This is a genomic window from Pseudomonas sp. FSL W5-0203, assembly GCF_001896155.1.
GTDB classification, from domain to species: Bacteria; Pseudomonadota; Gammaproteobacteria; order Pseudomonadales; family Pseudomonadaceae; genus Aquipseudomonas; species Aquipseudomonas paracarnis.
Map to the genome: position 1 here is coordinate 14,602 of NZ_MPOR01000045.1, position 26,951 is coordinate 41,552.

The window sequence follows — 26,951 nt, forward strand, 5'->3', positions numbered from 1 at the left end:
GCTTGGCCGACTGCAAAAAGCTGAATGCATACCTGTAGCAGCCTGATATCCGCCTCAGGGTCAGCGGGTGAGTTAGCTGAATGTGGGAGCCGGGCTTGCCCGCGATGCAGACGCCTGGGTATTCAGTCGTACCGAGGCGCCTGCATCGCAGGCAAGCCAGCTCCCACACAAACCCGCTACCCCATTCTTGATTAGAGCGGTTTGCCCCGATTGCCATGCTGGCTGACAAACGCCTGCACTGTCTTCAGGTCATTGGCCAATACGGTGCAGCGCTCTTCGCGCTCGAACAGGTCGGTCAAATGCTCCGGCAACTCCAGGGCCTTGCCAATGCCGGCTTTCTCGACCGCTTCCGGGAACTTGACCGGGTGCGCGGTACCGAGGATCACCATTGGAATATCCAGGCTGCGGCGGCATTCGCGGGCGGCTTTCACGCCGATAGCCGTGTGCGGGTCGAGCACTTCGCCGGTTTCGGCATAGACCTGCGCGATGGTTTCGCAGGTCTGCGCATCGTCCACGGCCAGGGAATCGAACAGCTTGCGGGTTTCGGTCCAGCGCTCTTGCTCGACGCTGAAACCGCCACCTTGCTTGAAGCTGTTCATCAACTCGGCCAGGGCTGCGCCGTTGCGACCGTGCATGTCGAACAGCAAGCGTTCGAAGTTCGACGAGACCATGATGTCCATGGACGGCGACAGCGTGGCGTGCAGGGTTTCCTTCACATACTGGTTGCCGCTCATGAAGCGATGCAGGATGTCGTTGCGGTTGGTGGCGACGATCAACTGGTTGATCGGCAGGCCCATGTTGCGTGCCAGGTAACCGGCGAAGATGTCGCCGAAGTTGCCGGTCGGCACCGAGAACGACACCGAACGCGCCGGGCCGCCCAACTGCAGCGATGCATGGAAGTAGTAGACGATCTGGGCCATGATCCGCGCCCAGTTGATCGAGTTCACCGCCACCAGACGCGTGCCCTTGAGGAAGCTCTGGTCAGCGAAGCTGTTCTTGACCATTTCCTGGCAGTCGTCGAAGTTGCCTTCGATGGCGATGTTGTGAATGTTCTCACCGAAGATGGTGGTCATCTGCCGACGTTGCACCTCCGACACGCGCTTGTGCGGGTGCAGGATGAAGATATCGACGTTTTCGCAGTGCTTGCACCCTTCGATGGCCGCCGAGCCGGTGTCGCCGGAGGTGGCGCCGATGATTACCACGCGCTCGCCGCGCTTTTCCAGCACGTAGTCGAGCAGGCGACCGAGCAGTTGCAGGGCGAAGTCCTTGAATGCCAGGGTCGGGCCGTGGAACAGCTCCAGTACCCACTCGTTGCCGTTCAACTGGCGCAGAGGTGCGATGGCGCTATGGGCAAACACGCCGTACGTCTCTTCCAGGATCTTTTTAAAATCCGCATCCGGAATGCTGCCGGTGACGAACGGGCGCATCACTCGGAAAGCCAGCTCGTGATACGGCAGGCCGGCCCAGGAGGCGATTTCTTCCTGGGTGAAGCGTGGCAGGTTTTCCGGCACATACAGGCCGCCGTCGGTGGCAAGGCCTGCCAGCAGAACGTCTTCGAAATTCAGGGCCGGTGCCTGGCCGCGGGTGCTGATGTAACGCATGACTGGCTCCTCTAAAACATTCTCGAACAGGGGCCGCCGAATGGACGGGGTCCCTGGAACAAATCGGTTAGTTCAAGTGTTCGACGCGAATCCGCACCACCGGGCCGACCACGCCTTGTAAGGCTTCCAGGGCATGGATGGCATCGTTGATGTGCTGTTCGAGCACGCGGTGGGTCAGCAAGATCATCGGCACCTGGCCGTTGTGTTCCTCGACTTCCTTCTGCATGATCGACTCGATGTTGATACCGCGCTCCGACAGGATGCTGGCCACTTGGGCCAGCACGCCTGGATGGTCCTGGGCCTGGATGCGCAGGTAGTAGGCACTTTCGCAGGCTTCGATCGGCAGGATCGGGTGGGCCGACAGCGAGTCCGGCTGGAAGGCCAGGTGCGGCACACGGTTTTCCGGGTCGCTGGTCATGGCGCGAACCACGTCCACCAGGTCGGCGATCACTGACGAAGCGGTCGGCTCCATGCCGGCACCGGCGCCGTAGAACAGGGTGGAACCGGCGGCGTCACCGTTGACCATCACCGCGTTCATCACGCCATTGACGTTGGCGATCAGGCGGTCGGCCGGGATCAGCGTCGGGTGCACCCGCAATTCGATACCGGCCGGGGTGCTGCGCGCTACGCCCAGGTGCTTGATGCGGTAGCCCAGGGCTTCGGCGTAGTTCACGTCGGCGGTGGTCAGCTTGGTGATGCCTTCGGTGTAGGCCTTGTCGAATTGCAGCGGGATACCAAAAGCGATGGACGCCAGGATGGTCAGCTTGTGGGCCGCGTCGATGCCTTCCACGTCGAAGGTCGGGTCGGCTTCGGCGTAACCCAGGGCCTGGGCTTCGGCCAGCACGTCTTCGAAGGTACGGCCCTTCTCGCGCATTTCGGTGAGGATGAAGTTACCGGTGCCGTTGATGATGCCGGCCACCCAGTTGATGCGGTTGGCGGACAGGCCTTCGCGGATTGCCTTGATCACTGGGATACCACCGGCCACCGCGGCTTCGAACGCCACGATCACGCCTTTCTCGCGGGCCTTGGCGAAGATCTCGTTGCCGTGCACGGCGATCAGCGCCTTGTTGGCGGTGACCACGTGCTTGCCGTGCTCAATGGCCTTGAGCACCAACTCGCGGGCCACGGTGTAGCCGCCAACCAGTTCGATGACGATATCGATCTCAGGGTTGGTGGCCACGGCGAACACATCGTTGGTAATCGCAATACCGGTCGTTTCGAACTGAGGCTTTGGCGAACGCGTGGCAATCTGCGCCACTTCAATCCCGCGACCTGCGCGGCGGGAAATTTCTTCAGCGTTACGCTGAAGTACGTTGAAGGTACCGCCACCGACGGTCCCTAACCCACAGATGCCTACTTTGACCGGTTTCACTGAAGAACTCCCCATGAAACGGCCGACGCTAGGTCGGCCGTGAAAACAGCCGCACAACTGCGGCTCTCAATTAATGACTCGCCGACGGTTCGGCGGGCCATGATCGTCAAAGGCTCAACGATAAATGCTTACTTGGCACCCAGTGCCAGTTTGGCAACTTGCGGCGCCGGCTGGTAGCCCGGAATCACCTGGCCGTCGGCCAAAACGATGGCCGGTGTACCGTTCACACCAATGGACTGGCCCAGGGCGAACTGCTTGGAAACCGGGTTGGCGCATTTGGCCGATTTGATTTCCTTGCCGTCGACCATCTTGTCCATGGCCGCCTTTTTGTCGGCCGAACACCATACGGCTTGCAACTGCTCGTCACCCGGCGAACCCAGGCCCTGGCGCGGGAACGCGACGTAGCGCACTTCCACGCCCAGCTTGTTCAACGCCGGAATTTCGGCGTGCAGCTTGTGGCAGTACGGGCAGGTGGTGTCGGTGAACACGGTGATGTGGGTCTTGGTCTCGCCGATGGCCGGGTACACCACGGTTTCAGCCACCGGGATACCGTTGATCAGCTTGGACACACCCAGGCGCTCGGCCTTCTCGGTCAGGTTGACCGGCTTGCCGTCCTTGAGCTGGAACAGGTAGCCCTGGACGATGTACTGGCCATCGGCGCTGGCGTACAGCACACGGCTGCCCTTGAGCTTGACTTCATACAGGCCGGCCATGGGGCTGGCGCTGATGCTTTCGATCGGGGTATCGAGCGCCAGGTTGGCCAGGCTCTTGCGAATGGTCTGCTCGGCCGCATCATCGGCGACCGCAAAGGTGGAAACCAACGCAATGGCTGCGGCGGCAATAATCTGGGTCAAGCGCATGGGAACTCCTGAAGGCAGAGGCAGGGACGGGAGCAGAATACTGATCTGGACCACAATGGATGCCGTCCCCTTTGCGAACCGGCAAAGCCTACCACAGTTGGGCGGGAGGGCAGACCGCGACAGGTAAAATGGGCCATTTCTGACGGTTTTATCCGCGCGGGTGATGCTTGGCGTGCATATCCTGCAAACGTGCGCGCGCCACATGGGTGTAGATCTGGGTTGTGGATAAGTCGCTGTGGCCGAGCAGCATCTGTACCACGCGCAAATCCGCGCCGTGGTTGAGCAAGTGGGTGGCGAAGGCATGGCGCAAGGTGTGGGGTGACAGCGCCTTGCCGATCCCGGCCACTTTGGCCTGGTGCTTGATGCGGTGCCAGAAGGTCTGGCGGGTCATCTGCTCGCCGCGCTGGCTGGGGAACAGCACGTCGCTGGGGCGCCCACCGAGCAGTTCGTGGCGCGCATCGCGCATGTAGCGCTCGACCCACACAATCGCCTCCTCGCCCATCGGCACCAGCCGCTCCTTGCTGCCCTTGCCCATCACGCGCAACACGCCCTGGCGCAGGTTGACCTGCTCCAGCGTCAGGCTGATCAGTTCGGTGACGCGCAGGCCGCAGGCATACAGCACCTCAAGCATCGCGCGGTCGCGCTGGCCGATGGCCTCGCTCAGGTCTGGGGCCGCGAGCAGGGCATCGACGTCGGCTTCCGACAAGGATTTTGGCAACGGCCTGCCGAGTTGCGGCATGTCGATTTGTAGGGTCGGGTCGACGGCAATGAGTTTTTCCCGCAGCAGGTAGCGATAAAAGCCACGCACGCCGGAGAGGAATCGCGCAGTGGAGCGCGGTTTGTAGTTCTGCTCCAGGCGCCAGGCCAGGTGATCGAGGATCAGCTCGCGCCCGGCATTTTTCAGCTCAAGTTTTTTCTCCTGCAGCCAGCCGTTAAACAGCGCCAGGTCACTGCGGTAGGCCTGGCGTGTGTTGTCCGACAGGCCTTTTTCCAACCAGAGGGCGTCGAGGAAGCGGTCGATCAGGGGATGGTCAATGGCAGGCATGGGCACTCAAGCAACGCAGCACAAGGCAATACGCGAATTATTTAGTGAACTGTGGCAAGAGCCATTAGTCTTTCATAGCCCGCTAATTCAAGGAACAGGAAGCTTTAATGAACGAACAACAGATTTTGTTGGCTTTTGGCGGTATTGGCGTGGCCGCACTCGGCTGCCAGTGGCTGGCCTGGCGCCTGAAACTGCCGGCGATTCTGTTTCTTCTGCTGAGCGGGATTCTGGCAGGGCCGATACTCGGATGGCTCGACCCGCAGGAAATGTTCGGCCCTCTGTTGATGCCATTGGTGTCGTTGGCAGTGGCGCTGATCCTGTTTGAGGGCAGCCTGACCCTGCACCTGTCGGAATGGAAGGAAATCGGCAGCGTCGTCCACCGGCTGGTCACCGTCGGCGCACTCTCGACCTGGGCGGTGATCACCCTGGCCACCCACTGGCTACTGGGTTTCGACTGGATGCTGGCACTGCTGTTCGGCACCCTGACACTGGTCACCGGCCCAACCGTGATCGTGCCCATGTTGCGTGTGGTGCGCCCCAAAGCGTCCATCGCCAATATCCTGCGCTGGGAAGGCATCGTCATCGACCCGATTGGCGCACTGCTGGCGGTAGTGGTGTATAGCTTTATCATCGCCAGTGCGTCGGGCGATGGTTTGAGCCACAGCCTGCTGACCTTCGGCGGCGTCATCCTCTGCGGCAGCCTGTTCGGCATCGCCGGTGGCTGGGTACTGGGGCAGATCATGCGCCGCCAGTGGTTGCCGGAATACCTGCATAACCTGGCGACACTGGCGGGCGTGCTGGGTATCTTCATCGCTTCCAACCAGGTGATGCATGAGTCCGGCCTGCTGGCGGTCACGCTGATGGGCATGTGGATGGCGAACATGAAAGGCGTGGATGTACGGCACATCCTGCACTTCAAGGAAAACCTCAGCGTGTTGCTGATTTCCGGGCTGTTTATCCTGCTGGCGGCACGCCTGGACCTGAACGCCATGATCGCCCTGGGGCCGTTCGTGTTGATCCTGCTGTTGATCATCCAATTCATTGCACGCCCGTTGAACGTGGCGCTTTCGACCTTTGGCTCGGGGTTGAACTGGCGCGAGCGCGCACTGCTGGCCTGGATCGCCCCACGGGGCATTGTGGCGGCGGCGGTGTCAGCGATCTTTGCGATCCGCCTGGATGAGGCTGGCCACGAAGGCGCGTTGTTGCTGGTGCCGCTGACCTTCGCGGTGATCATCGGCACCGTGGTGCTGCAAAGCGCCACGGCACGCCCCTTGGCCCGCCTGCTCAAAGTCGCTGAGCCGGCGCCTAGCGGCTTTTTGATCGTGGGTGCGAACGGCCCGGCGCGAGCACTCGGCAAGGCGTTGCAGCAATTGGGCAGCCGCGTGTTGCTAACGGATTCCAGCTGGGAAAACATCCGCGCCAGTCGTATGGAAGGCTTGCCTACGTACTTCGGCAACCCGGCCTCCCAGCATGCCGAATCCCATCTGGACCTGGTCGGCCTGGGGCACCTGCTCGCCCTCTCGCCTTCTGGCGAACTGAATGCCTTGGCCACCATGCGTTTTCGCCATGACTTCGGCCATCGCCTGTTCGCCCTGGCCAGCAGCCAGGAAAACCGTCGCACCGACAAGCACAAGGCTAGTCATGAACACCGCGGACACTTGCTGGGCAGCCAACCCTTGAGCTACACCAAATTGGCCAGCCTGCTGGGCCAAGGCGCCGAGTTGTACAGCACCAGCCTCACCGACGGCTTTGGCTGGGAGCAGTACCAGGCGTTGCACGGCGAGCGCGCCACCTTGCTGTTTGCCAGGGACACCAGCGGCTGGGTGCACGTGGTCTCGCCCGAGAGCAATTTGAAGCCCGGAGCGGGCTGGACCTTGCTGGCGGTCATTCAACCGCAGGCCAGCACCGCCGAGTAATCAGTCAACAAAGCCAGGCAGTACTGGGACAGGGCGTTTATCTGCGTCAATCGCGACAAAGCTGAATACGCCCTGGATCGCCTTTTCACGGCCATCAGCGCTCATGCTCTCGACGAACACTTCAACCTCGACCTTGAGGCTGGTGTTGCCGACCTTGATCACCCGACCGATCAGCTCAACGATAGAGCCAGCCGGGATCGCATGGTTGAAGTCGATACGGTCGGTGGAGACCGTCACCAAAGGTAAGCGACAGAAACGCGTGGCGGTGATGAACGACACTTCGTCCATCCAGGCCAGGGCAGTGCCGCCGAACAGGGTGTTGTGATGGTTGGTGGTGGGCGGGAACACGGCCTTGGTCACGTGGGTGACGGACAGGTCGGTGCGGCGCTGGATTTCTTCGAGGCGGGTGGTCATGGGTCAATACCGGCAGATAGGCAAATTTCAGGCACAAAAAAGCAGCCCGTAGGCTGCTTTTTTCTGCATCGGGAAGCTGGACTTAAGCCAGTTTTTCCTTGATGCGAGCTGCTTTACCGGACAGGTCACGCAGGTAGTACAGCTTGGCTTTACGTACGTCACCGCGACGCTTGACGGCCATGCTGTCGATTTGCGGGCTGTAGGTCTGGAAAGTACGCTCTACGCCAACACCGTTGGAGATTTTACGAACAGTGAAAGCACTGTTCACACCACGGTTACGCTTGGCGATTACCACGCCTTCGAACGCTTGCAGACGCGAACGGTCGCCTTCCTTCACTTTCACCTGAACGACAATGGTGTCGCCCGGGGCAAAGGTAGGGATCTCTTTGGTCATCTGCTCTGCTTCGAGTGCAAGGATGATTTTGTTAGTCATGCTGTGCTCCTAAGGTAAGTCAATGGACCTACCATCGATACGTTGTTAACTATCGTCCCGCGCGAGGATGTATTCCTCGAGCAGCTTCTTCTCTTCTCCAGAAAGCGAGCGGCTTTCCAGAAGATCGGCGCGTCGTTCATAGGTCCGACCAAGGGACTGCTGTAAACGCCAACGCCGGATGTGTGCGTGATTGCCACTTAGCAATACGTCGGGAACACGCTGATCCACATACACCTCCGGACGGGTGTAGTGCGGGCAATCCAGCAAACCATCCGTGAAGGAATCTTCCTCCGCGGAGTCCGCATGCCCTAAAGCTCCGGGCAGCAGTCGTGTAACCGCATCTATCAGGACCATCGCCGGCAGCTCGCCGCCAGACAGGACATAGTCCCCAATCGACCACTCTTCATCGACATGAGCTTCAATAAAACGCTCGTCAATGCCTTCATAGCGACCGGCAATCAGGATCAAACTTTCCTCATTCGCCAGTTCGCGTACCGCCGCCTGTTTCAGCTGACGGCCTTGAGGGGACAGGTAAATTACCTTCGCCTTCTCCCCGGCGGCTGCCTTGGCCTGAACCAATGCATCTTCCAGGGGCTTGATCTTCATCACCATGCCCGGGCCACCGCCAAATGGGCGATCGTCCACAGTGTGATGTCGATCCGTCGTGTAGTCTCGCGGGTTCCAACAGGTGAGCTGCAACAGCCCCTGTTTCACCGCCCGACTGGTGATGCCGTACTCGCTGATGGCGGAAAACATCTCGGGAAACAAACTGATCACTTCAATGCGCAAATTAGCCACGCTTAGAAGTCCGCGTCCCATTCCACCTTCATCTCGCCCGCTGCCAGGTCGACGGCCAACACGCATTGCTCGGTATAGGGCAACAGGCGTTCACGGTCATCCAGGCTGCCAGCGCAAGGCTTGACCACCATTACATCATTGGCGCCGGTTTCCAGAAGATGATCGATTTTCCCCAGCAATTGCCCGAGTTGATCAATAACCTTCAGACCTTCGAGCTGGTACCAGTAGTACTCGCCGTCGGTCAATTCAGGGAACAGGTTGCGCGGCACGCAGATCTCATAACCGGCCAGAAGACGAGCTTCTTCACGATCATCAAGACCCTTGAGCTTTGCGACCAGGAACTTGTCGCTCCCGCGTCCACTGACCAGCTCAACCTGCTTCACACTCCCTTCGCGCTTGAGCGTCCAGGTTTTGTACTGCAACAGGTTTTCAGTCGGATCAGTAAAGGAATACACCTTCACTTCGCCGCGAACGCCATGAACAGAGTAAATCTTGCCGATAACGATCAAATCATCAGCAACAGCTGGCGTCGCGTTCATATTGCTCAGGCTGCGGCCTTAGCCGAGTCCTTCAACAGTTTTGCAACGCGCTCGGATGGCTGTGCGCCAACGCTCAGCCAGTAGGCTACGCGCTCTTGGTTCACGGACAGACGAACTTCTTGACCACGAGCAACAGGGTTGAAGAAACCAACCTGTTCCTTGTGCGAACCGTCACGCGGGTTGCGGCTGTCGGTTACGGTCAAGTGGTAAAACGGGCGCTTTTTGGAGCCGCCAAGGGCAAGACGGATTGTTAGCATGTGAACATCGTTCCTGTAGTCGGTGCTGCAAATCTAAATGCACAGCGGGCATAGGTGCCCGAAAGGCCGCATATTCTAAGGAATATCCGGACTTTTGCAAATGTCTTTTTCTGGCGCCTATCAGCGTGCCATTCAGATCTGCTATAGAGCCGTCGGTTAAAACGGCGAGTCAGCGCCCGCCAACGGCGGGTTTGCTGGAGATCCCACATCCCTGTGGGGCGGAGCGCAAGCAAGGCTTGCGCTCGAATACTTTACATTTTAGGCATGCCGCCGCCGGGCAACATACCGCCCATGCCGCGCATCATCTTGGCCATACCGCCCTTGGCGGAGAATTTCTTCATCATCTTCTGCATCTGCTTGTGCTGCTTGATCAAGCGACCGATGTCCTGCACCTGGGTGCCGGAACCCATGGCGATCCGGCGTTTGCGCGAACCGCTGATCAGCTCAGGGTCGCGGCGCTCGGCCGGGGTCATGGAGTTGATGATGGCTTCCATCTGCTTGAACTGTTTCTCTGCCGCGCCCTGGGCGTTGCCCATTTGCGCCAGGTTCACACCGCCGATGTTGGGCAGCTTGTCCATCAGGCCGCCGAGGCCGCCCATGTTCTTCATCTGTTGCAGCTGGTCGCGGAAGTCTTCGAGATCGAAGCCCTTGCCCTTCTTCAGCTTCTTGGCCAGTTTGTCGGCCTTGTCCTTGTCGAGCGTGGCTTCGGCCTGCTCGATCAGGCTGAGCACATCACCCATGCCGAGGATGCGCGAGGCGATACGCTCAGGGTGGAACGGCTCGAGCGCTTCGCTCTTCTCGCCCATACCGATGAACTTGATCGGCTTGCCAGTAATGGCACGTACCGACAGCGCGGCACCGCCACGGGCGTCGCCGTCGACCTTGGTGAGGATCACGCCGGTCAGCGGGAGTGCGTCACCAAAGGCCTTGGCGGTATTGGCCGCATCCTGGCCGGTCATGGCGTCGACCACGAACAGGGTCTCGACCGGGTTGATCGCGGCATGCAGCGCCTTGATCTCGCCCATCATCTCTTCGTCGATGTGCAGGCGACCGGCGGTATCGACGATGACCACGTCGATGAACTTGAGCTTGGCTTCTTTAATAGCCGCGTTGGCAATGTCGACCGGCTTCTGGCTCAAGTCGGACGGGAAGAAGGTCACGCCCACTTCGCCCGCGAGCATTTCCAACTGCTTGATGGCCGCCGGACGGTACACGTCGGCCGATACCACCATCACGGATTTCTTCTTGCGCTCTTTAAGGAAGCGCGCCAGTTTGCCGGCGGTGGTGGTTTTACCCGCACCTTGCAGACCCGCCATCAGCACGACGGCTGGCGGCACGGCGCTGAGGTTCAGGTCTTCGTTGGCCGCGCCCATCAGGCTTTCGAGCTCGGCCTGGACGATCTTCACAAAGGCCTGGCCCGGGGTCAGGCTGCGGGACACTTCGGTGCCGACCGCACGCTCCTTGACCGAGTTGACGAAGTCCTTCACCACCGGCAAAGCCACGTCGGCTTCCAGCAACGCCATGCGCACTTCACGCAGGGTGTCTTTAATATTGTCCTCGGTCAGCTTGGCCTTGCCGGTAACGTGGCGCAGCGTCTGCGAGAGACGGTCAGTCAAGTTTTCAAACATGCGCGATCCTTTCAGGCCCTACTCATCGAAATGCAGGTAGACCGAGGTAATGGCGGCCCAGGCTGGGGGAAATCGCTATTAAAAACAGCGTTCGCCGAGCCTGCGGCGTGGGCAGGTCGCGGATTATAGCGAAGACTGCGCCCATGCACACCCGCTGTCTGGCCCGGGAGTCTTTCGTGCAACGCAGGTGTGTGCCAAACTCAACGCCTTTCGGGCTTGCCTACCAGGATTTATGCTCCCCTTGTCACCCAGTTTGCTACCCAGCCTCGCCGCCGCCATTTTGTATGCCGCTGCGACCCTCTATCAGGGCACTCGTCTGGCCCAAGGCGCCAAAGCGGACAAACGTCTGCTCGTCGGCCTTGGCGTGCTGGCCCTGCTAGCCCATGCCGCCAGCCTGTTCACCCACCTGATGACCCCGGTCGGCCTGGGCCTGGACTTTTTCAGCGCCGCCAGCCTGATCGCCGCGGCCGTCATCGCGCTGACGCTGTTGGCCTGCTACCGGATTCCGGTGGAGAACCTGCTGGTGCTGCTATTCCCCCTGGGAATGCTCACGGTGCTGCTGGCGCAATTCACCCCTACTGGCACCGTACAGGTGATCGACGAGGAGCCGGGCATCCTCGCTCACATCCTGCTGTCCATCCTCGCCTACGGCATGTTCACCATCGCGGTGTTCCAGGCCCTGCTCCTGCTGCTGCAGGATCACCAGCTCAAGCACAAGCACCCGTCGGGGCTGATCAAGAACTTCCCGCCCCTGCAAACCATGGAAAGCCTGCTGTTCGGGTTCCTGTGGGCCGGCTGGACCCTGCTGTCACTGTCGCTGATCTCCGGCTGGCTGTTCGTCGAAAACCTGTTTGCCCAGCACCTGGTCCATAAAACCTTGCTGGCGTGCCTGGCGTGGGTCGTGTTCAGCGTGCTGCTGTGGGGGCGCAACCGCCTCGGCTGGCGCGGGCACAAGGCCATCCGCTGGACCCTGGCCGGTTTCTGCCTGTTGATGCTGGCCTATTTCGGCAGCAAGCTGGTTCGCGAATACATCCTGCATATCTGACGGGCAGTGATCATGGACAACTTGCCCTTAGGGCCGATGCTCGCCGTAATTGCCCTGCTGATCTTGTGGGCGGCGCTGTTTACTGCCATAGAAGCTGCGCAACAACACCTGCTGGCCCTGCGCCCTGGCACCCGCCAGGGCGACAAGGCGGCCGCCCGCCTGAGCTTCCCGCGCCATAGCCTGATCCTGTGCAACAGCCTGTGTCGCGCCGCCGTGGTGATTCTTTGCACCCTGCTGGCAATCTATGCCTGGGCAGAGAACGGGCCCTGGCTAGGCTGGCTGATTTCCTGCGCAGCGCTGCTGGTGCTGGCCGACTACCTGCCCCGCGCCCTGGCCACCCGTCACCCTCAGGCAGTGCTGGGCTTTGGCAATACATTGCTGGGCGTGCCGCTGAAAATCCTCTACCCCCTGGCCTGGCTGCTCAATAGCATCAGCCTGCTGTTATTGCGCCCGTTTGCACGCAAATCCGGCGTGGCGAAAAACAGCGACGAGCCCCTGCCCGACCATGATGACAACCCAGAGCCCGATACCGACGCCGACCGCACTCCCGGCCTGCCCGGTATCCATGCCCTGGACAACATCACGGTCAACGACATCCTGGTGCCGCGCAGTGAAGTGGACGGCATCAACCTCGATGAGCCAATAGAAAACATCATCGAACAGTTGCGCACCTCGCCGCGCACACGCCTGCCGGTGTTCCACAGCGACATCAACCAGGTGCAGGCCGTGCTCAACACCCGGCAGGTCCAACACCTGCTGCCTGACGCCAGCCTGACCAAAGAGGCCCTGCTCGCCGCCTGCCACGAGCCTTACTTCGTGCCGGAAAGCACGCCGTTGCAGCTGCAACTGCTGAACTTCCACAAACAACAGCGGCGCCTGGGCATGGTGGTGGACGAGTACGGTGAAGTGCTGGGCATCGTCACCCTGGAAGATATTCTGGAAGAGATCGTCGGCGAATTCGAAAGCGATCAGGCGGTGGATAACCCGCATATCGAAGCCCAGCCCGATGGCCGCTACATCATCGACGGCGCCGCTTCGATCCGCGAACTGAACAAAAGCCTGGGCTGGCACCTGCCCAGCGACGGTCCCAAGACCCTCAACGGCCTGGTGACCGAAGCGCTGGAAACCATCCCCGATTGCGCGGTGTGCCTGAAAGTCGGCCGCTATCGCCTGGAAATCCTCGAGACCGAGGACAACCGGGTGAGCAAAGTATTGATCTGGCATACCAGCCACGTGCCAGTGGCCGCCTGACCTCAGCAGGCTCAACCCGGTCAATGTGGGAGCTGGCTTGCCTGCGATGCAGGCGACTCGGTCCTTCAGTTGAACCGAGGGGATGCTATCGCAGGCAAGCCAGCTCCCACATTGATCCAGTTCCAGGCCATAGATCCTCACCAGCCCCTTGTTGGATCCTTAGCCCCCTTCCTATAATCCCTGCGGCTTACCCAAGCCCCGCCCGACCGCGTGCTACCCGCACTCAGCGTGTCCTGGCACCGCCTTACCATGTCCGACCGGCGTTTGCTCCCATCCCGAGCCGCTCCGCGCATAGCCCTGATCCATGGGTGTTCGACCAATAATAATCCGCGTCCAAACGCGCAATAACCGTCAGGGATAACGTTATGAGCACCACCTACCAAGAGGCCGCGAGCGCCGCACCTGCCAACTCGACCGCCCGCGTCGCCACCGCGAGCATCGTCGGCACCGCCATTGAGTTCTACGATTTCTACATCTACGCCACGGCTGCCGCTCTGGTGATCGGCCCGGTGTTTTTCCCACAAACCTCCGGCACCGCACAGATGCTGGCGTCGTTTCTGACCTTCGGCATCGCCTTTATCGCCCGGCCACTGGGGTCGGCGTTGTTCGGTCACTTCGGCGACCGCATCGGCCGTAAATCAACCCTTGTGGCTTCGCTGCTGCTGATGGGGGTGTGCACCACCTTGATCGGCTTGTTGCCGGGCTACGACAGCATCGGCGCCTGGGCCCCGATTCTCTTGTGTGTTCTGCGCTTCGGCCAAGGCCTCGGCCTGGGTGGAGAATGGGGCGGCGCGGCCTTGCTGGCGACCGAGAATGCCCCCAAGGGCAAGCGCGCCTGGTTCGGCATGTTTCCCCAACTGGGCCCGTCGATAGGCTTCCTGGCGGCCAACGGTTTGTTCCTGATTTTGGCCATGAGCCTGAATGACGAGCAATTTCGCAGCTGGGGCTGGCGCATTCCGTTCATCCTCAGCGCCGCGCTGGTGATGGTGGGCCTGTATGCGCGCCTCAAACTGCATGAGACGCCGGTATTCGCCAATGCAGTGGCCAAGGAAAAACCCGTGAAAGTGCCGCTGGTGGAACTGTTCAGCCAGCATTGGCTGCCGGTACTGCTGGGCGCCGCGTCGATGGTGGTGTGCTATGCGCTGTTCTACATCACCACGGCGTTTTCGTTGAGCTACGGCGTTTCCACCTTGGGCTACAGCCGTGAAACCTTCCTCGGCCTGCTGTGCTTTGCGGTGCTGTTCATGGGGCTGGCAACGCCATTGGCCGCCTTGGCCAGTGATCGCTACGGGCGCAAGCCGGTGCTGATTGTCGGCGCGGTCCTGGCAATTCTGTCGGGCTTTACCATGGAGCCGCTGCTGACCCATGGCTCGACCTGGGCGGTGGCGCTATTTTTGGCCCTGGAGCTGTTTTTGATGGGCGTGACGTTCGCACCGATGGGCGCGCTGCTGCCAGAACTGTTCCCGACCCGCGTGCGTTATACCGGCGCATCGGCGGCGTATAACCTGGGTGGAATCGTGGGGGCGTCGGCGGCGCCGTTCTTCGCGACCAAGCTGGTGGCGATGGGCGGGCTGAGTTATGTCGGTGGGTATGTGTCGGCGGCAGCGTTGCTGAGTTTGATTGCGGTGCTGTGCCTGAAAGAGACGCGGGATAACGACTTGAACAAGGTCGCCTGACCCCATGCTCGTTCCCACGCTCTGCGTGGGAATGCAGTTAGGGACGCTTTGCGTCCCCAAGCGCGACGCAGAGCGTCACAAGAGGCATTCCCACGCAAAGCGTGGGAACGAGCGTGGCGGCTTAGAGCTCTACAACAACTGCTTGGGAAGCACGGGTCGCCTTGGCACGAGCCGCTTCAATCGACTCGTCCCGCGCCAGTGCCACGCCCATGCGGCGCTGGCCGTTCACTTCAGGTTTGCCAAACAGACGCAACGCTGTATCCGGCTCGCTCAGCGCGGCGCCGAGGTTGGCAAACGCCGTCTGGGTGGACTGCCCTTCCACCAGGATCACCGCAGACGCCGAAGGCCCGAACTGACGGATCAACGGGATCGGCAGGCCGAGGATGGCGCGCGCGTGCAAGGCAAACTGCGACAGGTCCTGAGAAATCAGGGTCACCAGGCCAGTGTCATGGGGACGCGGCGACACTTCGCTGAACCACACCTGATCGCCTTTGATGAACAACTCCACACCAAACAGACCACGACCGCCCAAGGCTTCGGTCACGGCTTTGGCTACGCGCTCTGACTCTGCCAGGGCAATCGGGCTCATGGCCTGCGGCTGCCAGGACTCCTGATAGTCGCCCTTCTCCTGGCGATGCCCTACCGGCGCGCAGAAGGTGGTACCGCCGATGTGGCGCACGGTCAGCAGGGTGATTTCGTAGTCGAAGTCGATAAAACCTTCGATGATCACCCGGCCCTTGCCGGCACGCCCGCCCTCTTGGGCGTAGTCCCAGGCTTTCTGCACGTCATCAGTGCTGCGCAACAGGCTCTGGCCCTTGCCCGACGAACTCATCACCGGCTTGACCACGCACGGGAAGCCCAGGTCCTGGACAGCCTTACTGTAGGCTTCGAAGGTGTCGGCGAAGTGGTACGGCGAGGTCGGCAGGTCCAGTTCTTCGGCGGCCAGGCGACGGATGCCTTCACGGTTCATGGTCAACGACGTGGCGCGGGCGGTCGGAATGACGGTAAAGCCTTCGGCCTCCAGTTCCACCAGGGTCGCGGTGGCGATGGCTTCGATTTCCGGCACGATAAAGTGCGGTTTCTCCGCCTCGATCACCGCACGCAATGCGGCCCCGTCAAGCATGTTGATCACATGGCTACGGTGCGCCACCTGCATGGCCGGCGCGTTGGCGTAGCGATCCACGGCAATCACTTCAACGCCCAGGCGTTGCAGTTCGATTACCACTTCCTTGCCCAGCTCACCGCAGCCACACAGCAAAACGCGGGTCGCGGTTGGCGACAATGGAGTTCCGATTCGGGTCATCTCAGGTCCTCAGGGGAGCGGATCATGGGGGAGAAAGGCCGGCATTTTACATGAACTGTAAAAATTGGCCTCAGTTGGCGACAGCCCGCCGGCGGATGCGCCAGGCCATGATCAGCCAGACCACGGTGACACCGGCGAACTTGGACACCAACGCCGTGCCCGCCACCGCCGGCGTCAGTGCGCCGATCAGGCCGAAAAAGATAAAGGTATCGAGGGGAATGCTCAGCGCCGAACTTATCCACAGGCGGTCATGCAGCGGGCGCTTGGTGATGCTGAACACCAGCCAGTCGATGCATTCGGACACCGCAAACGCCGTGGCACTGGCCAGGGCGATGGACGGGTCGGAGGTGATATAGGACAGCACCAGTGCCGCCAGCATGGCGATGATTGCGCCATGGCCGAAGCGGGTTTGCACCATGTCGCGCAGGATAAATACCAGGCCGCCCCAGGCGGACCAGATGATGTCCAGGTGTGGGGCGGTGGAGAAAGCGAAGTTGATCAGCACGACGCTGCTGATGTAGGCGATCAGGAAAAACATGGAGGATGGACCTGTGGGCAATGCCGCACAGGGTACACAATTACAAGGATGTCGTCTGGCAGGGCCTCATCGCAGGCAAGCCAGCTCCCACATGTGAGGGTATTCACACATCAAGGGTGGGAGCTGGCTTGCCTGCGATGGCGGCCTGTCAGGCGCCAGATTTCCCAGGGGCCATCCACATCATCCCACTCGCCACCGCCCGCTCATGGCACAACCCCAGCACCACCCGGCGCTCGGCGTTGTCCATGCGGCTCCAACGCGTGATTTCATCCACATTGCGCTGGCAGCCGGTGCAGATATCGTCATCATTCAGTGCGCAAATGCTGACGCAGGGCGAGGCGACCGGTCGCTCAATCGTGCTCATTCCTGCTCGACCAGGTCACGGGCATAACGCTGCGAGTTATGCACATAGTGCGCGGCGCTGGCTTCAAGCATGCGCTTTTGCGCCTCGGTCAGCTCACGCACCACTTTGCCCGGCGAGCCCATGACCAGCGAGCCGTCGGGGATTTCCTTGCCTTCACCGATCAGCGAGTTGGCGCCGATGATGCAGTGCTTGCCGATCTTGGCGCCGTTGAGGATCACTGCGTTGATACCGATCAGGCTGTAGTCGTCGACGGTGCAGCCGTGCAGCATGGCGTTATGGCCAATGGTCACGCCGGTGCCAAGGGTCAGCGGGTAGCCCATGTCGGTGTGCATCACGCTGCCGTCCTGCACGTTGCTGTTCTTGCCGATCAGGATCAGCTCGTTATCGCCACGCAACACCGCGTTGAACCAGACGTTGGCGCCCTCCTCCAGCTTGACCTTGCCCACCAGCGTGGCATTCGGTGCAACCCAACTGTTGGGATGGGTCTCGACGCGGGCGTCGCCCAGGCGGTATTTCATGGTTTTTCCTCACGGCATGCCATTTAAACGATGGCTTATAGATTGATGAAGCTCTTGGGCGGATGGTGCAGGCTGATCTTGGCATCGTCATAGAGCAGGTTGATCAGCTCGACAATCATGATTGCCGTCAGCCCCCAGATTTTGTATTCACCGAACCGGTAGCTGGGCACATACCAACTGCGGCCCTGGTAATCAATGCGATGGGTATGTTCGCGTGGGTCCTGTCGGAAAAAGTCCAAAGGCACGCTGAAAACGGCGGCAATCTCGGCGTCGTTGGCCAGGTATTCGACGTAATCGGGGACCACGCCCACATAGGGCGTTACGCGGATGCCGTGCAGGGAAATCAGCGGGCTCAACGGGCCGATGACTTCAACCAGCCCCGGCGGCAGGCCGATTTCTTCTTCGGCTTCGCGCAAGGCGGTAAAGATCAGGTCCGGGTCTTCGGGGTCGCGGCGCCCGCCGGGAAAGGCCACTTCGCCACCGTGGGTCGACAGGCCGCTGGCGCGCAGGGTCAGGATCAGCTCCGGTTCGTCACTGCGGGTAATCGGCACCAGCACCGCAGCCTCGGGGAAACGCCCGTCGGTTTCCAGAGTGTGGGGGGTGTGGTTGCTTACCCGGCGAAGTAGCTCGTCCAGCATGAGTCATCTCGGTCTGTTGGCTACCTTGCATCATGCACCAAAGCGTGCGAGCGCCCAACCCCAAAACCGCAGCGCTGTCGCGAAACGACAACTTGCAGGAACGCCCGGCACCGAGCCAAGATGTGCCCATTGTCCAGGAACCCCAGCATGAATTTCTGCAGCCAGTGCGGCAAACCGGTAACCCAACGCATTCCCGAAGGCGACGCACGCCTGCGCTATGTATGCGACCACTGCTCGACCATTCATTACCAGAACCCCAATATCGTCGCCGGTACCGTGCCGGTATGGGGCGACCAAGTGCTGCTGTGCCGCCGCGCCATTGAGCCACGCCTGGGTTACTGGACCCTGCCCGCAGGCTTTATGGAAAATGGCGAGACCGTCGAACAGGCCGCCATGCGTGAAACCCTGGAAGAAGCCTGCGCCCGGGTGCGCAACCTGAGCATCTATACCCTGATCAACGTACCGCACATCAGCCAGGTGCATATCTTCTACCGCGCCGAACTGATCGACCTGGACTTCGCCGCTGGCCAGGAGAGCCTGGAAGTGAGGCTGTTCGACGAAGCCGACATCCCTTGGTCCGAGCTGGCTTTCCGCACGGTCGGGCGTACCTTAGAATGCTTCTTCGCTGACCGTCGCCAACAGGCGTACCCGGTACGTAGCGAATCTGTGCCACCGCTGTCCAAGCCCGCCCAATAACAAGCCGGCCAATGTCGCCAAAGGGATACCGTTTCAATGCGTTGGTTGCTTGCTCTGATCTGCCTGTCGTTCGCCACGCTGTCCCCGGCCTCCACGGTGCAAACCCTTGGCGGTAAAACGGTCGAGAAAGTCCTGGTACTCAAGTCCGCCCACCAGCTGCAGCTGATCAACGACGGCAAGCCGTTCAAGACCTATCGCATTTCCCTGGGCAAGAACCCCAAGGGCCACAAGCTGATCGAAGGCGACCGCCGCACACCCGAAGGCCTCTACTGGATCGACTGGCGCAAGACCAGCGACCGCTTCAACCTGGCCATGCACATTTCCTACCCGAACATCAGCGACGCCGCCCGCGCCCGCCGCGAAGGCGTGAAGCCAGGCAGCATGATCATGATCCACGGCACCCCCGACACCGAAGACTACCCGGAACAGTGGTTCCACACCCTGGACTGGACCGACGGCTGCATCGGCATGCGCAATGTGGATATGCGCGAAGTGTGGAACCTGGTCAAAGACGGCACCCTCATCGAGATTCGGCCGTAATCGCGTGCCGTTCGTAAAATAATTCGAAAATAATTCCTGCCCCAGGCAGCGCCTGCCGGTGAATACCAGTTCACCGCGCGGGACCCTGCACTTGTGCGCGCCACAAAGACCTCTCTAATACCACTTGATACCAAGCCCCATTAAAGCGCCCTGAAACCGGGATTCGCACCGTTTTGGTAGCATTGACATGGTATTTAAGTGGTATTAGTTTTCGGCCATTACCGGGCGACAACACTCCAATAACGCATCGGAAACCTGACAGATGAACCCCATCCTGGCCCTGCGCCCCGACGATAAGCAATCCACGCCGCTGTACCTGCAACTGGCCCGCAGCCTTGAAGCAGCGATCCATGCCGGCCAGTGGAAATCCGAACAGGCCCTGCCTTCGGAACGCGCCCTCAGCGAGCAACTGAGCATCTCGCGGGTCACCGCCCGTAAAGCGCTGGAAGTGTTGTTGGCTCAAGGCCTGATCCGTCGCAGCCAAGGCTCCGGCACCTTCATCACGCCGCGCCTGGAACAACCCTTGTCACGCCTGTCGGGGTTCAGCGAAATGCTGCGGCTCAAGGGGTTTGTGCCCACGTCTCAGTGGTTGGAGCGCGACATCACCCCGCCGACCCATGAAGAACTGATCCGCCTGGGCCTGTCGCCCACCGACAAAGTGGCGCGCCTCAAGCGACTGCGCAAAGCCGATGACACGGTGATGGCGATTGAAATGACCGCCATGCCGGCCTCGGTGTTGCCCCATCCCCAGGCCATCGGCAATTCGTTGTACGAATACCTGGAAAGCATCGGCAAGCCCATCGTGCGCGCCTTGCAGCATATCCAGGCGATCAATGCCTCGGATGAGTTCGCCGCGCTGGTCGGCATCGCCCCCGGCACCGCCATGCTGCTGATGACCCGCGTGGGCTACACCGCCGATAACACGCCGATTGAAATCACCGACACCTACTGCCGCAACGATTACTACGACTTTGTCGCAGAACTGCGCCGCCATGATTATTCCGCCGAATTGCGAACTTAGAGAACTGCCCATGACTGAAGACAATATCCTCACGCCCAGCGGCTGGATGCGTGGTCGCCTGGTGCACGAGCACGGCAAGGTTGTCGCCATTGACGGCACGCCGTGCGACCCGGCCGACAACGACCTGCCCTACCTGCTGCCGGGCTTTATCGACCTGCATGTGCATGGCGGTGGCGGCGCGGACATCATGGAAGGTGCGGGCGCCTTCGAGACCATTACCCGTACCCACGTGCGTTTTGGCACCACCTCGCTGCTGGCCACCACCATGACGGCGCCGGTGGAAGAAATCTCCCGCGTGCTTGGTGAGCTCGGCACGTTCTGCGAACAGCGCCCAGCCGGCAGCGCTCGCGTACTCGGCGTGCACCTGGAAGGCCCCTACATCAATCCGGGCAAACTCGGCGCCCAACCCAACTTCGCCCACACCGCGTTGATGCAGGAAGTGGAAGCCTACCTGCGCCTGGCGCCGATCCGGGTGATCACCATCGCCCCGGAAATCGCCGGCCACGACGGCCTGATCCGCGCCCTCAGCGAACGCGGCGTGCGCATGCAGATCGGCCATACCCTGGGCAGCTATGAAGAAGGCGTTGCCGCCCTGGCCGCTGGCGCCACCAGTTTCACCCACTTGTACAACGCCATGAGCCCGCTGCATCACCGCGAACCCGGCATCGTCGGCGCCGCGCTGGCCCACGCCCAGTACGCCGAGCTGATCCCGGACTTGCTGCATGTGCACCCTGGCGCCATGCGCGTGGCGTTGCGCTCGATTCCCTGCCTGTATTGCGTCACCGACTCCACCGCCGCCGCCGGCATGCCCGACGGCGAGTACAAGCTGGGCAGCCACACCGTGACCAAATGCCTGGGCGGCGTGCGCCTGGCCGATGGCACCCTGGCCGGCAGCACCCTGACCATGGACCAGGCGCTGCGCAACCTGGTGAAAATCGGCCTGCCCATCAGTGAAGCCTCACAACGCCTGTCGCAATTTCCTGCGGACTACCTGGGCTTGCAAGAACGCGGCCGCCTGCAACCGGGCAGCTTTGCCGACTGCGTGCGCCTGGACCGCTCCCTGACACTCACCGACGTAATGGTCGAAGGAGACACCATTGACTTCAAAAATGCTTGAAGAGGCCCTGGCCTCCTGCGACGCCGTCGCGGCCCAACTGCAACGCCTGGACCCGATGCTGGAAGAAATCGCCGGCCGCCTGCGCCGCCAGCCACCACAGGTGGCGATGACCATCGCCCGCGGCAGCTCCGACCATGCCGCCAGCTACTTCGCCTACCTGGCCATGCAACACGTGGGCATTCCGGTGGCGTCGCTGCCAATGTCGGTGGTGACCCTGTTGCAGGCGCCGATGAAAGTCAGCGGCCAAGTGGCGTTTGGTTTCTCCCAATCTGGGCAGAGCCCGGACCTGGTCAACAGCCTGCGCCTGCTACGCAAGCGGGGTGCCTTGAGCATCTCGATGGTCAACGCCGAAGACTCACCGCTGGAAGCCGCGTGTGAATTTCATGTGCCGCTGTGCGCCGGGCCGGAACTCAGCGTGGCCGCCACCAAGAGCTTCATCGCCACCCTGAGCGCCAGTGCACAGTTGGTCGGCCACTGGAATCAAGAAGCCGACTTGCTGCAAGCCTGTCAGGCCTTGCCCGAGGGCCTGCGTGACGCCGCCAGACAGGATTGGCGCCTGGCCGTCGACGCCCTCAAAGGCAGCCAGCGCTTGATGGTGATCGGCCGTGGCGCCGGGTTTGCCATCGCCCAGGAAGCCGCGCTCAAGCTCAAGGAAACCTCGGCGATCCAGGCCGAAGCGTTCAGCAGCGCCGAAGTGCGCCACGGGCCGATGGCCTTGATCGACGAGAACTACCCTCTGCTGGTGTTCGCCCCACGCGGCGCCGAGCAGGCCGGCCTGCTGAGCCTGGCCGCCGACATGCGCCAACGCGGCGCCCGCGTGCTGCTGGCCGCGCCGGACGATATCGCCGAACGCGACCTGACGCTGAGCCGCGCCGAACACCCGAGCCTGGACCCGATCCTGGCGATCCAGAGCTTCTACGTGATGGCCGCCGGCCTGGCGCAGGCACGGGGCATGGACCCGGACCAGCCGCGCCACCTGAGCAAAGTCACCCGCACGCACTAAAGCGGCGTTTTCCTGATGAGTACCGTGCCCATGCCCAACAACAATAATCCATTGACCCTTAGCGCCCCCTTGAGTGGGCCGGTGCTGGCCCTGAACCGCGTCCCCGACGAAGTGTTCGCCAGCGGCGCCATGGGCGACGGTATCGCTATCGACCCGCTGAACGACTGCCTGCAGGCGCCCTGTGACGGCGTGATCATCCACGTCGCCCGCACCGGGCACGCCCTGACCATCCGCGCTGATAACGGTGCCGAAGTACTGATGCATGTGGGCATCGACACCGTGGAACTCAATGGCGAAGGCTTTGCCTTGCTGGTGAAGGAAGGCGCACGGGTGAGCGAGGGTCAGCCGTTGGTGCAGTTTGATCTGGACCGCATTGCGCGCCAGTGCAAGAGCCTGGTGAGCTTGATCATCCTGACCAACAGTGAGCGCTTTGAGCTGCAACCGATTGCAGGCAAGACGGTGAAGGTCGGTGACGCGCTGATGCGGATTGCCGTGCGCACATCCGCACCGGTTAACACCGCTGTGGATAACTCGGACGCGCAAGTGAGCGCTACAGTGCGCATCACACACCGTGGCGGATTGCATGCACGCCCTGCTGCACTGATCCGCAAGACTGCTCAGGGTTTCAGCAGCCAGTCACAGCTGCACTTCGGTGATAAGACGGCGGCTTGCGACAGCTTGATCGGCCTGATGGGGCTGGGCATTGGTGAAGGTGACGAGGTACGGGTGAGCTGTCGCGGCAAGGATGGCGAGGCGGCGTTACAGGCATTGGTCGCCGCGCTGTCCGTGGCGATCCACGAGGAACACCACACGCCGGTCGCCGCCACACCACGCCGGGCGAATACCGAAGCCAATGTGCTGCAAGGCGTCTGCGCCGCGCCGGGCTTGGTATGTGGGCCGCTGTTCCGCCTGGCGGGCATCGAGTTGCCGGAAGATACCGACACCCATAACGTCGACGAACAACTGCAAAGACTGGATGTGGCTCTTGAGCAAGTGCGTGGCGAAATCCGCAACACTCTGGAACTGGCCCGCCAACGCAAGAACGTCGAAGAAGAGGAGATCTTCGCCGCGCACCTCGCTCTGCTGGAAGACCCGACGTTACTCGACGCCGCCAGCGCAACCATCGAACAGGGCAGCGCCGCCACCCACGCCTGGCGGGATGCGATCCAGGCCCAGTGCGCCGTGCTGCTGGCATTGGGCAAGCCACTGTTTGCCGAGCGCGCCAACGACCTGCGCGACCTGCAACAACGGGTGCTAAGGGCGTTGCTGGGTGAAGCCTGGCATTTCGAATTGCCGGCGGGGGCGATTGTCAGTGCCCATGAGCTGACACCTTCGGACCTCCTGCAATTGAGCGCGCAACAGGCTGCGGGCATCTGCATGGCCGAAGGCGGTGCGACCTCCCATGTGGCGATTCTGGCCCGGGGCAAAGGCCTGCCATGTCTCGTCGCCCTGGGCAATGAAGTGCTCGACGTACCCCAAGGCCAACGGGTGGTGCTCGATGCCGCCAACGGCCGCCTGGAACTGGCCCCCAGCGAAGCGCGCCACGCCGAAGTTCACCAGATTCGCGAAACACAGAAGTTGCGACGCCAGCAGCAACAGGTCCAAGCCCGGCAATCGGCGAACACCACTGACGGCGTGACGGTTGAAGTCGCGGCGAATGTCGCCTCCAGCGCCGAAGCCCAAGTGGCGTTTGACAACGGCGCCGACGGCGTCGGCCTGCTGCGCACCGAATTCCTCTTCGTCGACCGTCGCACCGCGCCGGATGAGCAAGAACAGCGCCAGGCTTATCAGGCCGTGCTGGATGCCATGGGCGACAAGTCGGTGATCATTCGCACCATCGATGTGGGCGGCGACAAGCAGCTCGACTACCTGCCGCTGCCCGTCGAGGCCAACCCGGTACTGGGCCTGCGCGGTATTCGCATGGCTCAGGTACGCCCGGAACTGCTCGACCAGCAACTGCGCGCCCTGCTGCAAGTTACCCCGCTGGCGCGTTGCCGCATCCTGCTGCCGATGGTCAGCGAGGTGGATGAACTGCTGCAGATCCGCCAGCGCCTGGATGAACTGTGCGCGGAGTTGGAGCTGACGCAACGCCCCGAACTGGGCGTGATGATTGAAGTGCCCGCCGCCGCGCTGATGGCTGAACAGTTGGCTGAACACGCGGACTTTTTGTCCATCGGCACCAATGACCTGTCCCAGTACACCCTGGCCATGGACCGCGACCACGCAGGCTTGGCCGCCCGTGTTGACGCGCTGCACCCGGCGCTGCTGCGGCTGATCGCCCAGACCTGCGCCGGTGCGGCGAAACACGGCCGTTGGGTCGGCGTGTGCGGTGCCCTGGCGTCGGACCCGCTGGCCACGCCAGTACTGGTTGGCCTGGGAGTCACCGAGCTGTCGGTAAGCCCGCCGCAGATCGGCGAAATCAAGGACCGCGTCCGCCACCTGGACGCGGCGCAATGCCGGCAACGGAGCCTTGAGCTGCTCGACCTGAGCAGCGCCAAGGCCGTTCGCCAAGCCTGTCAACACCACTGGCCGCTGAGCTGAAAACAACAAGAATAGGGAGACACGCCATGTACCAACACTTTATCGAAGGCCTGCAACGCCTGGGCCGCGCACTGATGCTGCCGATTGCGATCCTGCCAATCGCCGGCTTGCTGCTGCGCCTGGGCGACACCGACTTGCTCAACATCGCGGTGATGCACGATGCCGGGCAGGCGATCTTCGCCAACCTGGCGCTGATCTTCGCCATCGGCATTGCCGTGGGTTTTGCTCGCGACAACAACGGCACCGCCGGCCTGGCCGGGGCGATTGGCTACCTGGTGATGATCTCCACACTCAAGGTGATGGACACGTCCATCAACATGGGCATGCTCGCCGGTATCGCCAGCGGCCTGATGGCGGGCGCGCTGTATAACCGCTTCAAAGACATCAAGCTGCCGGAGTACCTGGCGTTCTTTGGCGGACGACGCTTTGTACCGATTGTCACCGGCTTTTCGGCGGTGGGCCTGGGCGTAATCTTTGGCCTGATCTGGCCGCCGATCCAGCACGGCATCAACAGCTTCGGCGTATTGCTGATGGAAAGCGGCAGTCTGGGTGCGTTCGTATTCGGCGTATTCAACCGCCTGCTGATCGTCACTGGCTTGCACCACATCCTCAACAATATGGCGTGGTTCGTGTTCGGCACGTTTACCGACCCGACAACCGGCGCGGTGGTGACCGGCGACCTGACCCGCTACTTCGCCGGCGACCCGAAAGGCGGCCAGTTCATGACCGGTATGTTCCCGGTGATGCTGTTCGGCCTGCCGGCGGCGTGCCTGGCGATGTACCGCAACGCGTTGCCGGAGCGGCGCAAGGTCATGGGCGGGATCTTCCTCTCGATGGCGCTGACCTCGTTCCTGACCGGGGTGACCGAGCCGATTGAATTCGCCTTCATGTTCCTCGCACCGTTCCTCTACTTGCTGCATGCGCTGCTGACCGGCCTGTCGATGGCCGTGACCAATATTCTGAATATCCACCTCGGCTTTACCTTCTCCGGTGGTTTTATCGACATGGTGCTGGGCTGGGGCAAGTCCACCAATGGCTGGCTGGTGGTACCGGTGGGCCTGGCCTACTCGGTGATCTACTACACGGTGTTCAGCTACTGCATCCGCCGCTTCAACCTGAAGACACCGGGGCGTGAAGATATCCAGGTGGTGCAGGCCGAAGCGATGAGTGACAACCAGCGTGCGACGGCTTATATCCAGGCGTTGGGTGGTGCGCAGAACCTGCTCAGTGTCGGCGCTTGCACTACGCGCCTGCGCTTGGACATGGTGGATCGCAACAAGGCGGTGGATGCTGAACTGAAAGCGCTGGGTGCCATGGCTGTAGTGCGCCCGGGTAACGGCGGCAGTTTGCAGGTGGTGGTTGGGCCGATGGCCGATAGCATTGCCGATGAGATTCGCTTGGCGATGCCGGGGTTTGTTGCCGCAACGCCTGTAGCGGTTGCGCCTGTGGATAAGCCGGTGGCGGTGAATGTACACGAGGCCGAAAAGTGGCTGAATGCCCTGGGTGGCCGAGAGAATGTGCGCCAACTGGAAGCGGTAGCGATGACCCGGTTGCGGGTGGAGTTGGGGGATGATTCGGTGCTGTCTGAAGCGGACCTCACTGCGCTGGGTTGCAAGGGTGTGAGCCAGCTGGATAGCGGGGTTTGGCACTTGTTGATTGGTGACAAGGCTTTAGGTTTGGGTGAGGCTTTGGAGCGGTTGGTTACCCGCCCTATCAACGCCTGACCGATCGTTCCCACGCTCTGCGTGGGAATGCCGCCCCGGACGCTCTGCGTCCCGCCCTGCGCAAGGGTGACGCTGAGCGTCACAGGATGCATTCCCACGCGGAGCGTGGGAAC

26 protein-coding genes are annotated in these 26,951 nt (G+C 61.6%); 11 read left to right on the forward strand and 15 right to left on the reverse strand.

What is annotated here, in order from left to right; translation table 11 throughout:
* Positions 1-191 precede the first annotated feature (191 nt).
* The 4 genes from thrC to xerD all read right to left on the reverse strand — a co-directional run bounded on the left by thrC (position 192) and on the right by xerD (position 4,878).
* A complete protein-coding gene (thrC, locus tag BOP96_RS25520) occupies positions 192-1,601 on the reverse strand; it encodes a threonine synthase (RefSeq protein WP_014719782.1) in 1,410 nt (469 codons plus the stop codon).
* A gap of 67 nt (positions 1,602-1,668) precedes the next feature.
* Complete coding sequence (locus BOP96_RS25525; protein WP_073454346.1) at positions 1,669-2,973, reverse strand: homoserine dehydrogenase; 1,305 nt, start codon at positions 2,971-2,973, stop codon at positions 1,669-1,671.
* Positions 2,974-3,101: 128 nt separating this feature from the next.
* A complete protein-coding gene (locus tag BOP96_RS25530) occupies positions 3,102-3,833 on the reverse strand; it encodes a thioredoxin fold domain-containing protein (RefSeq protein WP_005791088.1) in 732 nt (243 codons plus the stop codon).
* A 148-nt stretch (positions 3,834-3,981) separates the two neighbouring features.
* Positions 3,982-4,878: a site-specific tyrosine recombinase XerD gene (gene xerD, locus BOP96_RS25535; RefSeq protein ID WP_014719783.1), complete on the reverse strand. Its 897-nt coding sequence runs from the start codon at positions 4,876-4,878 to the stop codon at positions 3,982-3,984.
* A gap of 107 nt (positions 4,879-4,985) precedes the next feature.
* On the opposite strand from xerD, the gene BOP96_RS25540 reads away from it, so the two are divergent.
* Positions 4,986-6,794 carry a cation:proton antiporter gene (locus BOP96_RS25540; protein ID WP_073454348.1) on the forward strand — a complete coding sequence of 603 codons (1,809 nt, stop codon included), beginning with the start codon at positions 4,986-4,988 and terminating at the stop codon, positions 6,792-6,794.
* On the opposite strand, the gene BOP96_RS25545 is transcribed toward BOP96_RS25540, so the two are convergent.
* The 6 genes from BOP96_RS25545 to ffh all read right to left on the reverse strand — a co-directional run bounded on the left by BOP96_RS25545 (position 6,795) and on the right by ffh (position 10,863).
* The gene (locus BOP96_RS25545) at positions 6,795-7,208 is read right to left on the reverse strand and encodes an acyl-CoA thioesterase (protein ID WP_003193963.1); all 414 of its coding nucleotides are present in this window, start codon (positions 7,206-7,208) and stop codon (positions 6,795-6,797) included. It abuts the gene before it with no gap.
* A gap of 82 nt (positions 7,209-7,290) precedes the next feature.
* Positions 7,291-7,641, reverse strand: coding sequence for a 50S ribosomal protein L19 (gene rplS, locus BOP96_RS25550; protein WP_003175895.1), 351 nt, complete (start codon positions 7,639-7,641; stop codon positions 7,291-7,293).
* A gap of 45 nt (positions 7,642-7,686) precedes the next feature.
* On the reverse strand, positions 7,687-8,460 hold the full coding sequence (gene trmD, locus BOP96_RS25555) for a tRNA (guanosine(37)-N1)-methyltransferase TrmD (RefSeq protein ID WP_153475158.1): 774 nt from the start codon (positions 8,458-8,460) through the stop codon (positions 7,687-7,689).
* Complete coding sequence (gene rimM / locus BOP96_RS25560; RefSeq protein ID WP_003175898.1) at positions 8,442-8,978, reverse strand: ribosome maturation factor RimM; 537 nt, start codon at positions 8,976-8,978, stop codon at positions 8,442-8,444. The genes trmD and rimM overlap by 19 nt, the downstream gene beginning before the upstream one ends.
* Positions 8,979-8,983: 5 nt before the next feature.
* Positions 8,984-9,235, reverse strand: a complete 252-nt coding sequence (gene rpsP, locus BOP96_RS25565) for a 30S ribosomal protein S16 (protein WP_003175899.1) — start codon at positions 9,233-9,235, stop codon at positions 8,984-8,986.
* Between the two features lie 251 nt (positions 9,236-9,486).
* A complete protein-coding gene (ffh, locus tag BOP96_RS25570) occupies positions 9,487-10,863 on the reverse strand; it encodes a signal recognition particle protein (RefSeq protein ID WP_003193965.1) in 1,377 nt (458 codons plus the stop codon).
* 232 nt (positions 10,864-11,095) lie between these two features.
* On the opposite strand from ffh, the gene BOP96_RS25575 reads away from it, so the two are divergent.
* The 3 genes from BOP96_RS25575 to BOP96_RS25585 all read left to right on the forward strand — a co-directional run bounded on the left by BOP96_RS25575 (position 11,096) and on the right by BOP96_RS25585 (position 14,835).
* Positions 11,096-11,908 (forward strand): cytochrome C assembly family protein, encoded by an 813-nt coding sequence (locus BOP96_RS25575; protein ID WP_003193966.1) that lies wholly within the window; start codon positions 11,096-11,098, stop codon positions 11,906-11,908.
* 12 nt (positions 11,909-11,920) lie between these two features.
* Positions 11,921-13,159, forward strand: a complete 1,239-nt coding sequence (locus tag BOP96_RS25580) for a transporter associated domain-containing protein (RefSeq protein ID WP_073454350.1) — start codon at positions 11,921-11,923, stop codon at positions 13,157-13,159.
* A gap of 365 nt (positions 13,160-13,524) precedes the next feature.
* Entirely contained in the window at positions 13,525-14,835 is a 1,311-nt protein-coding gene (locus tag BOP96_RS25585) for an MFS transporter (protein ID WP_003193968.1), read from the forward strand.
* A gap of 121 nt (positions 14,836-14,956) precedes the next feature.
* Here BOP96_RS25585 and purT read toward each other — a convergent pair whose 3' ends face one another.
* From purT to BOP96_RS25610, 5 genes are all read right to left on the reverse strand, one after another.
* The gene (gene purT, locus BOP96_RS25590; protein ID WP_072435082.1) at positions 14,957-16,138 is read right to left on the reverse strand and encodes a formate-dependent phosphoribosylglycinamide formyltransferase; all 1,182 of its coding nucleotides are present in this window, start codon (positions 16,136-16,138) and stop codon (positions 14,957-14,959) included.
* Between the two features lie 70 nt (positions 16,139-16,208).
* Entirely contained in the window at positions 16,209-16,676 is a 468-nt protein-coding gene (locus tag BOP96_RS25595) for a preQ0 transporter (protein ID WP_014719786.1), read from the reverse strand.
* Between the two features lie 148 nt (positions 16,677-16,824).
* Positions 16,825-17,040 (reverse strand): DUF1289 domain-containing protein, encoded by a 216-nt coding sequence (locus BOP96_RS25600; RefSeq protein WP_073454352.1) that lies wholly within the window; start codon positions 17,038-17,040, stop codon positions 16,825-16,827.
* Positions 17,037-17,558, reverse strand: a complete 522-nt coding sequence (locus BOP96_RS25605; protein ID WP_014719788.1) for a gamma carbonic anhydrase family protein — start codon at positions 17,556-17,558, stop codon at positions 17,037-17,039. Before BOP96_RS25605 ends, BOP96_RS25600 begins: the two co-directional genes overlap by 4 nt.
* Before the next feature lie 35 nt (positions 17,559-17,593).
* On the reverse strand, positions 17,594-18,196 hold the full coding sequence (locus BOP96_RS25610; RefSeq protein WP_014719789.1) for a CoA pyrophosphatase: 603 nt from the start codon (positions 18,194-18,196) through the stop codon (positions 17,594-17,596).
* Between the two features lie 147 nt (positions 18,197-18,343).
* Here BOP96_RS25610 and BOP96_RS25615 point away from each other — a divergent pair, with 147 nt between their 5' ends.
* The 7 genes from BOP96_RS25615 to nagE all read left to right on the forward strand — a co-directional run bounded on the left by BOP96_RS25615 (position 18,344) and on the right by nagE (position 26,838).
* Positions 18,344-18,892, forward strand: a complete 549-nt coding sequence (locus tag BOP96_RS25615; protein WP_003193976.1) for an NUDIX hydrolase — start codon at positions 18,344-18,346, stop codon at positions 18,890-18,892.
* 36 nt (positions 18,893-18,928) lie between these two features.
* Complete coding sequence (locus tag BOP96_RS25620) at positions 18,929-19,432, forward strand: L,D-transpeptidase family protein (protein WP_014719790.1); 504 nt, start codon at positions 18,929-18,931, stop codon at positions 19,430-19,432.
* Between the two features lie 262 nt (positions 19,433-19,694).
* Positions 19,695-20,453, forward strand: a complete 759-nt coding sequence (locus BOP96_RS25625; RefSeq protein WP_003193978.1) for a GntR family transcriptional regulator — start codon at positions 19,695-19,697, stop codon at positions 20,451-20,453.
* 10 nt (positions 20,454-20,463) lie between these two features.
* Complete coding sequence (nagA, locus tag BOP96_RS25630; RefSeq protein WP_014719791.1) at positions 20,464-21,570, forward strand: N-acetylglucosamine-6-phosphate deacetylase; 1,107 nt, start codon at positions 20,464-20,466, stop codon at positions 21,568-21,570.
* A complete protein-coding gene (locus tag BOP96_RS25635; RefSeq protein ID WP_014719792.1) occupies positions 21,551-22,573 on the forward strand; it encodes an SIS domain-containing protein in 1,023 nt (340 codons plus the stop codon). Before nagA ends, BOP96_RS25635 begins: the two co-directional genes overlap by 20 nt.
* A gap of 30 nt (positions 22,574-22,603) precedes the next feature.
* Entirely contained in the window at positions 22,604-25,114 is a 2,511-nt protein-coding gene (gene ptsP / locus BOP96_RS25640; protein WP_014719793.1) for a phosphoenolpyruvate--protein phosphotransferase, read from the forward strand.
* Positions 25,115-25,140: 26 nt separating this feature from the next.
* The gene (gene nagE / locus BOP96_RS25645; RefSeq protein ID WP_073454354.1) at positions 25,141-26,838 is read left to right on the forward strand and encodes an N-acetylglucosamine-specific PTS transporter subunit IIBC; all 1,698 of its coding nucleotides are present in this window, start codon (positions 25,141-25,143) and stop codon (positions 26,836-26,838) included.
* Positions 26,839-26,951 lie beyond the last annotated feature (113 nt).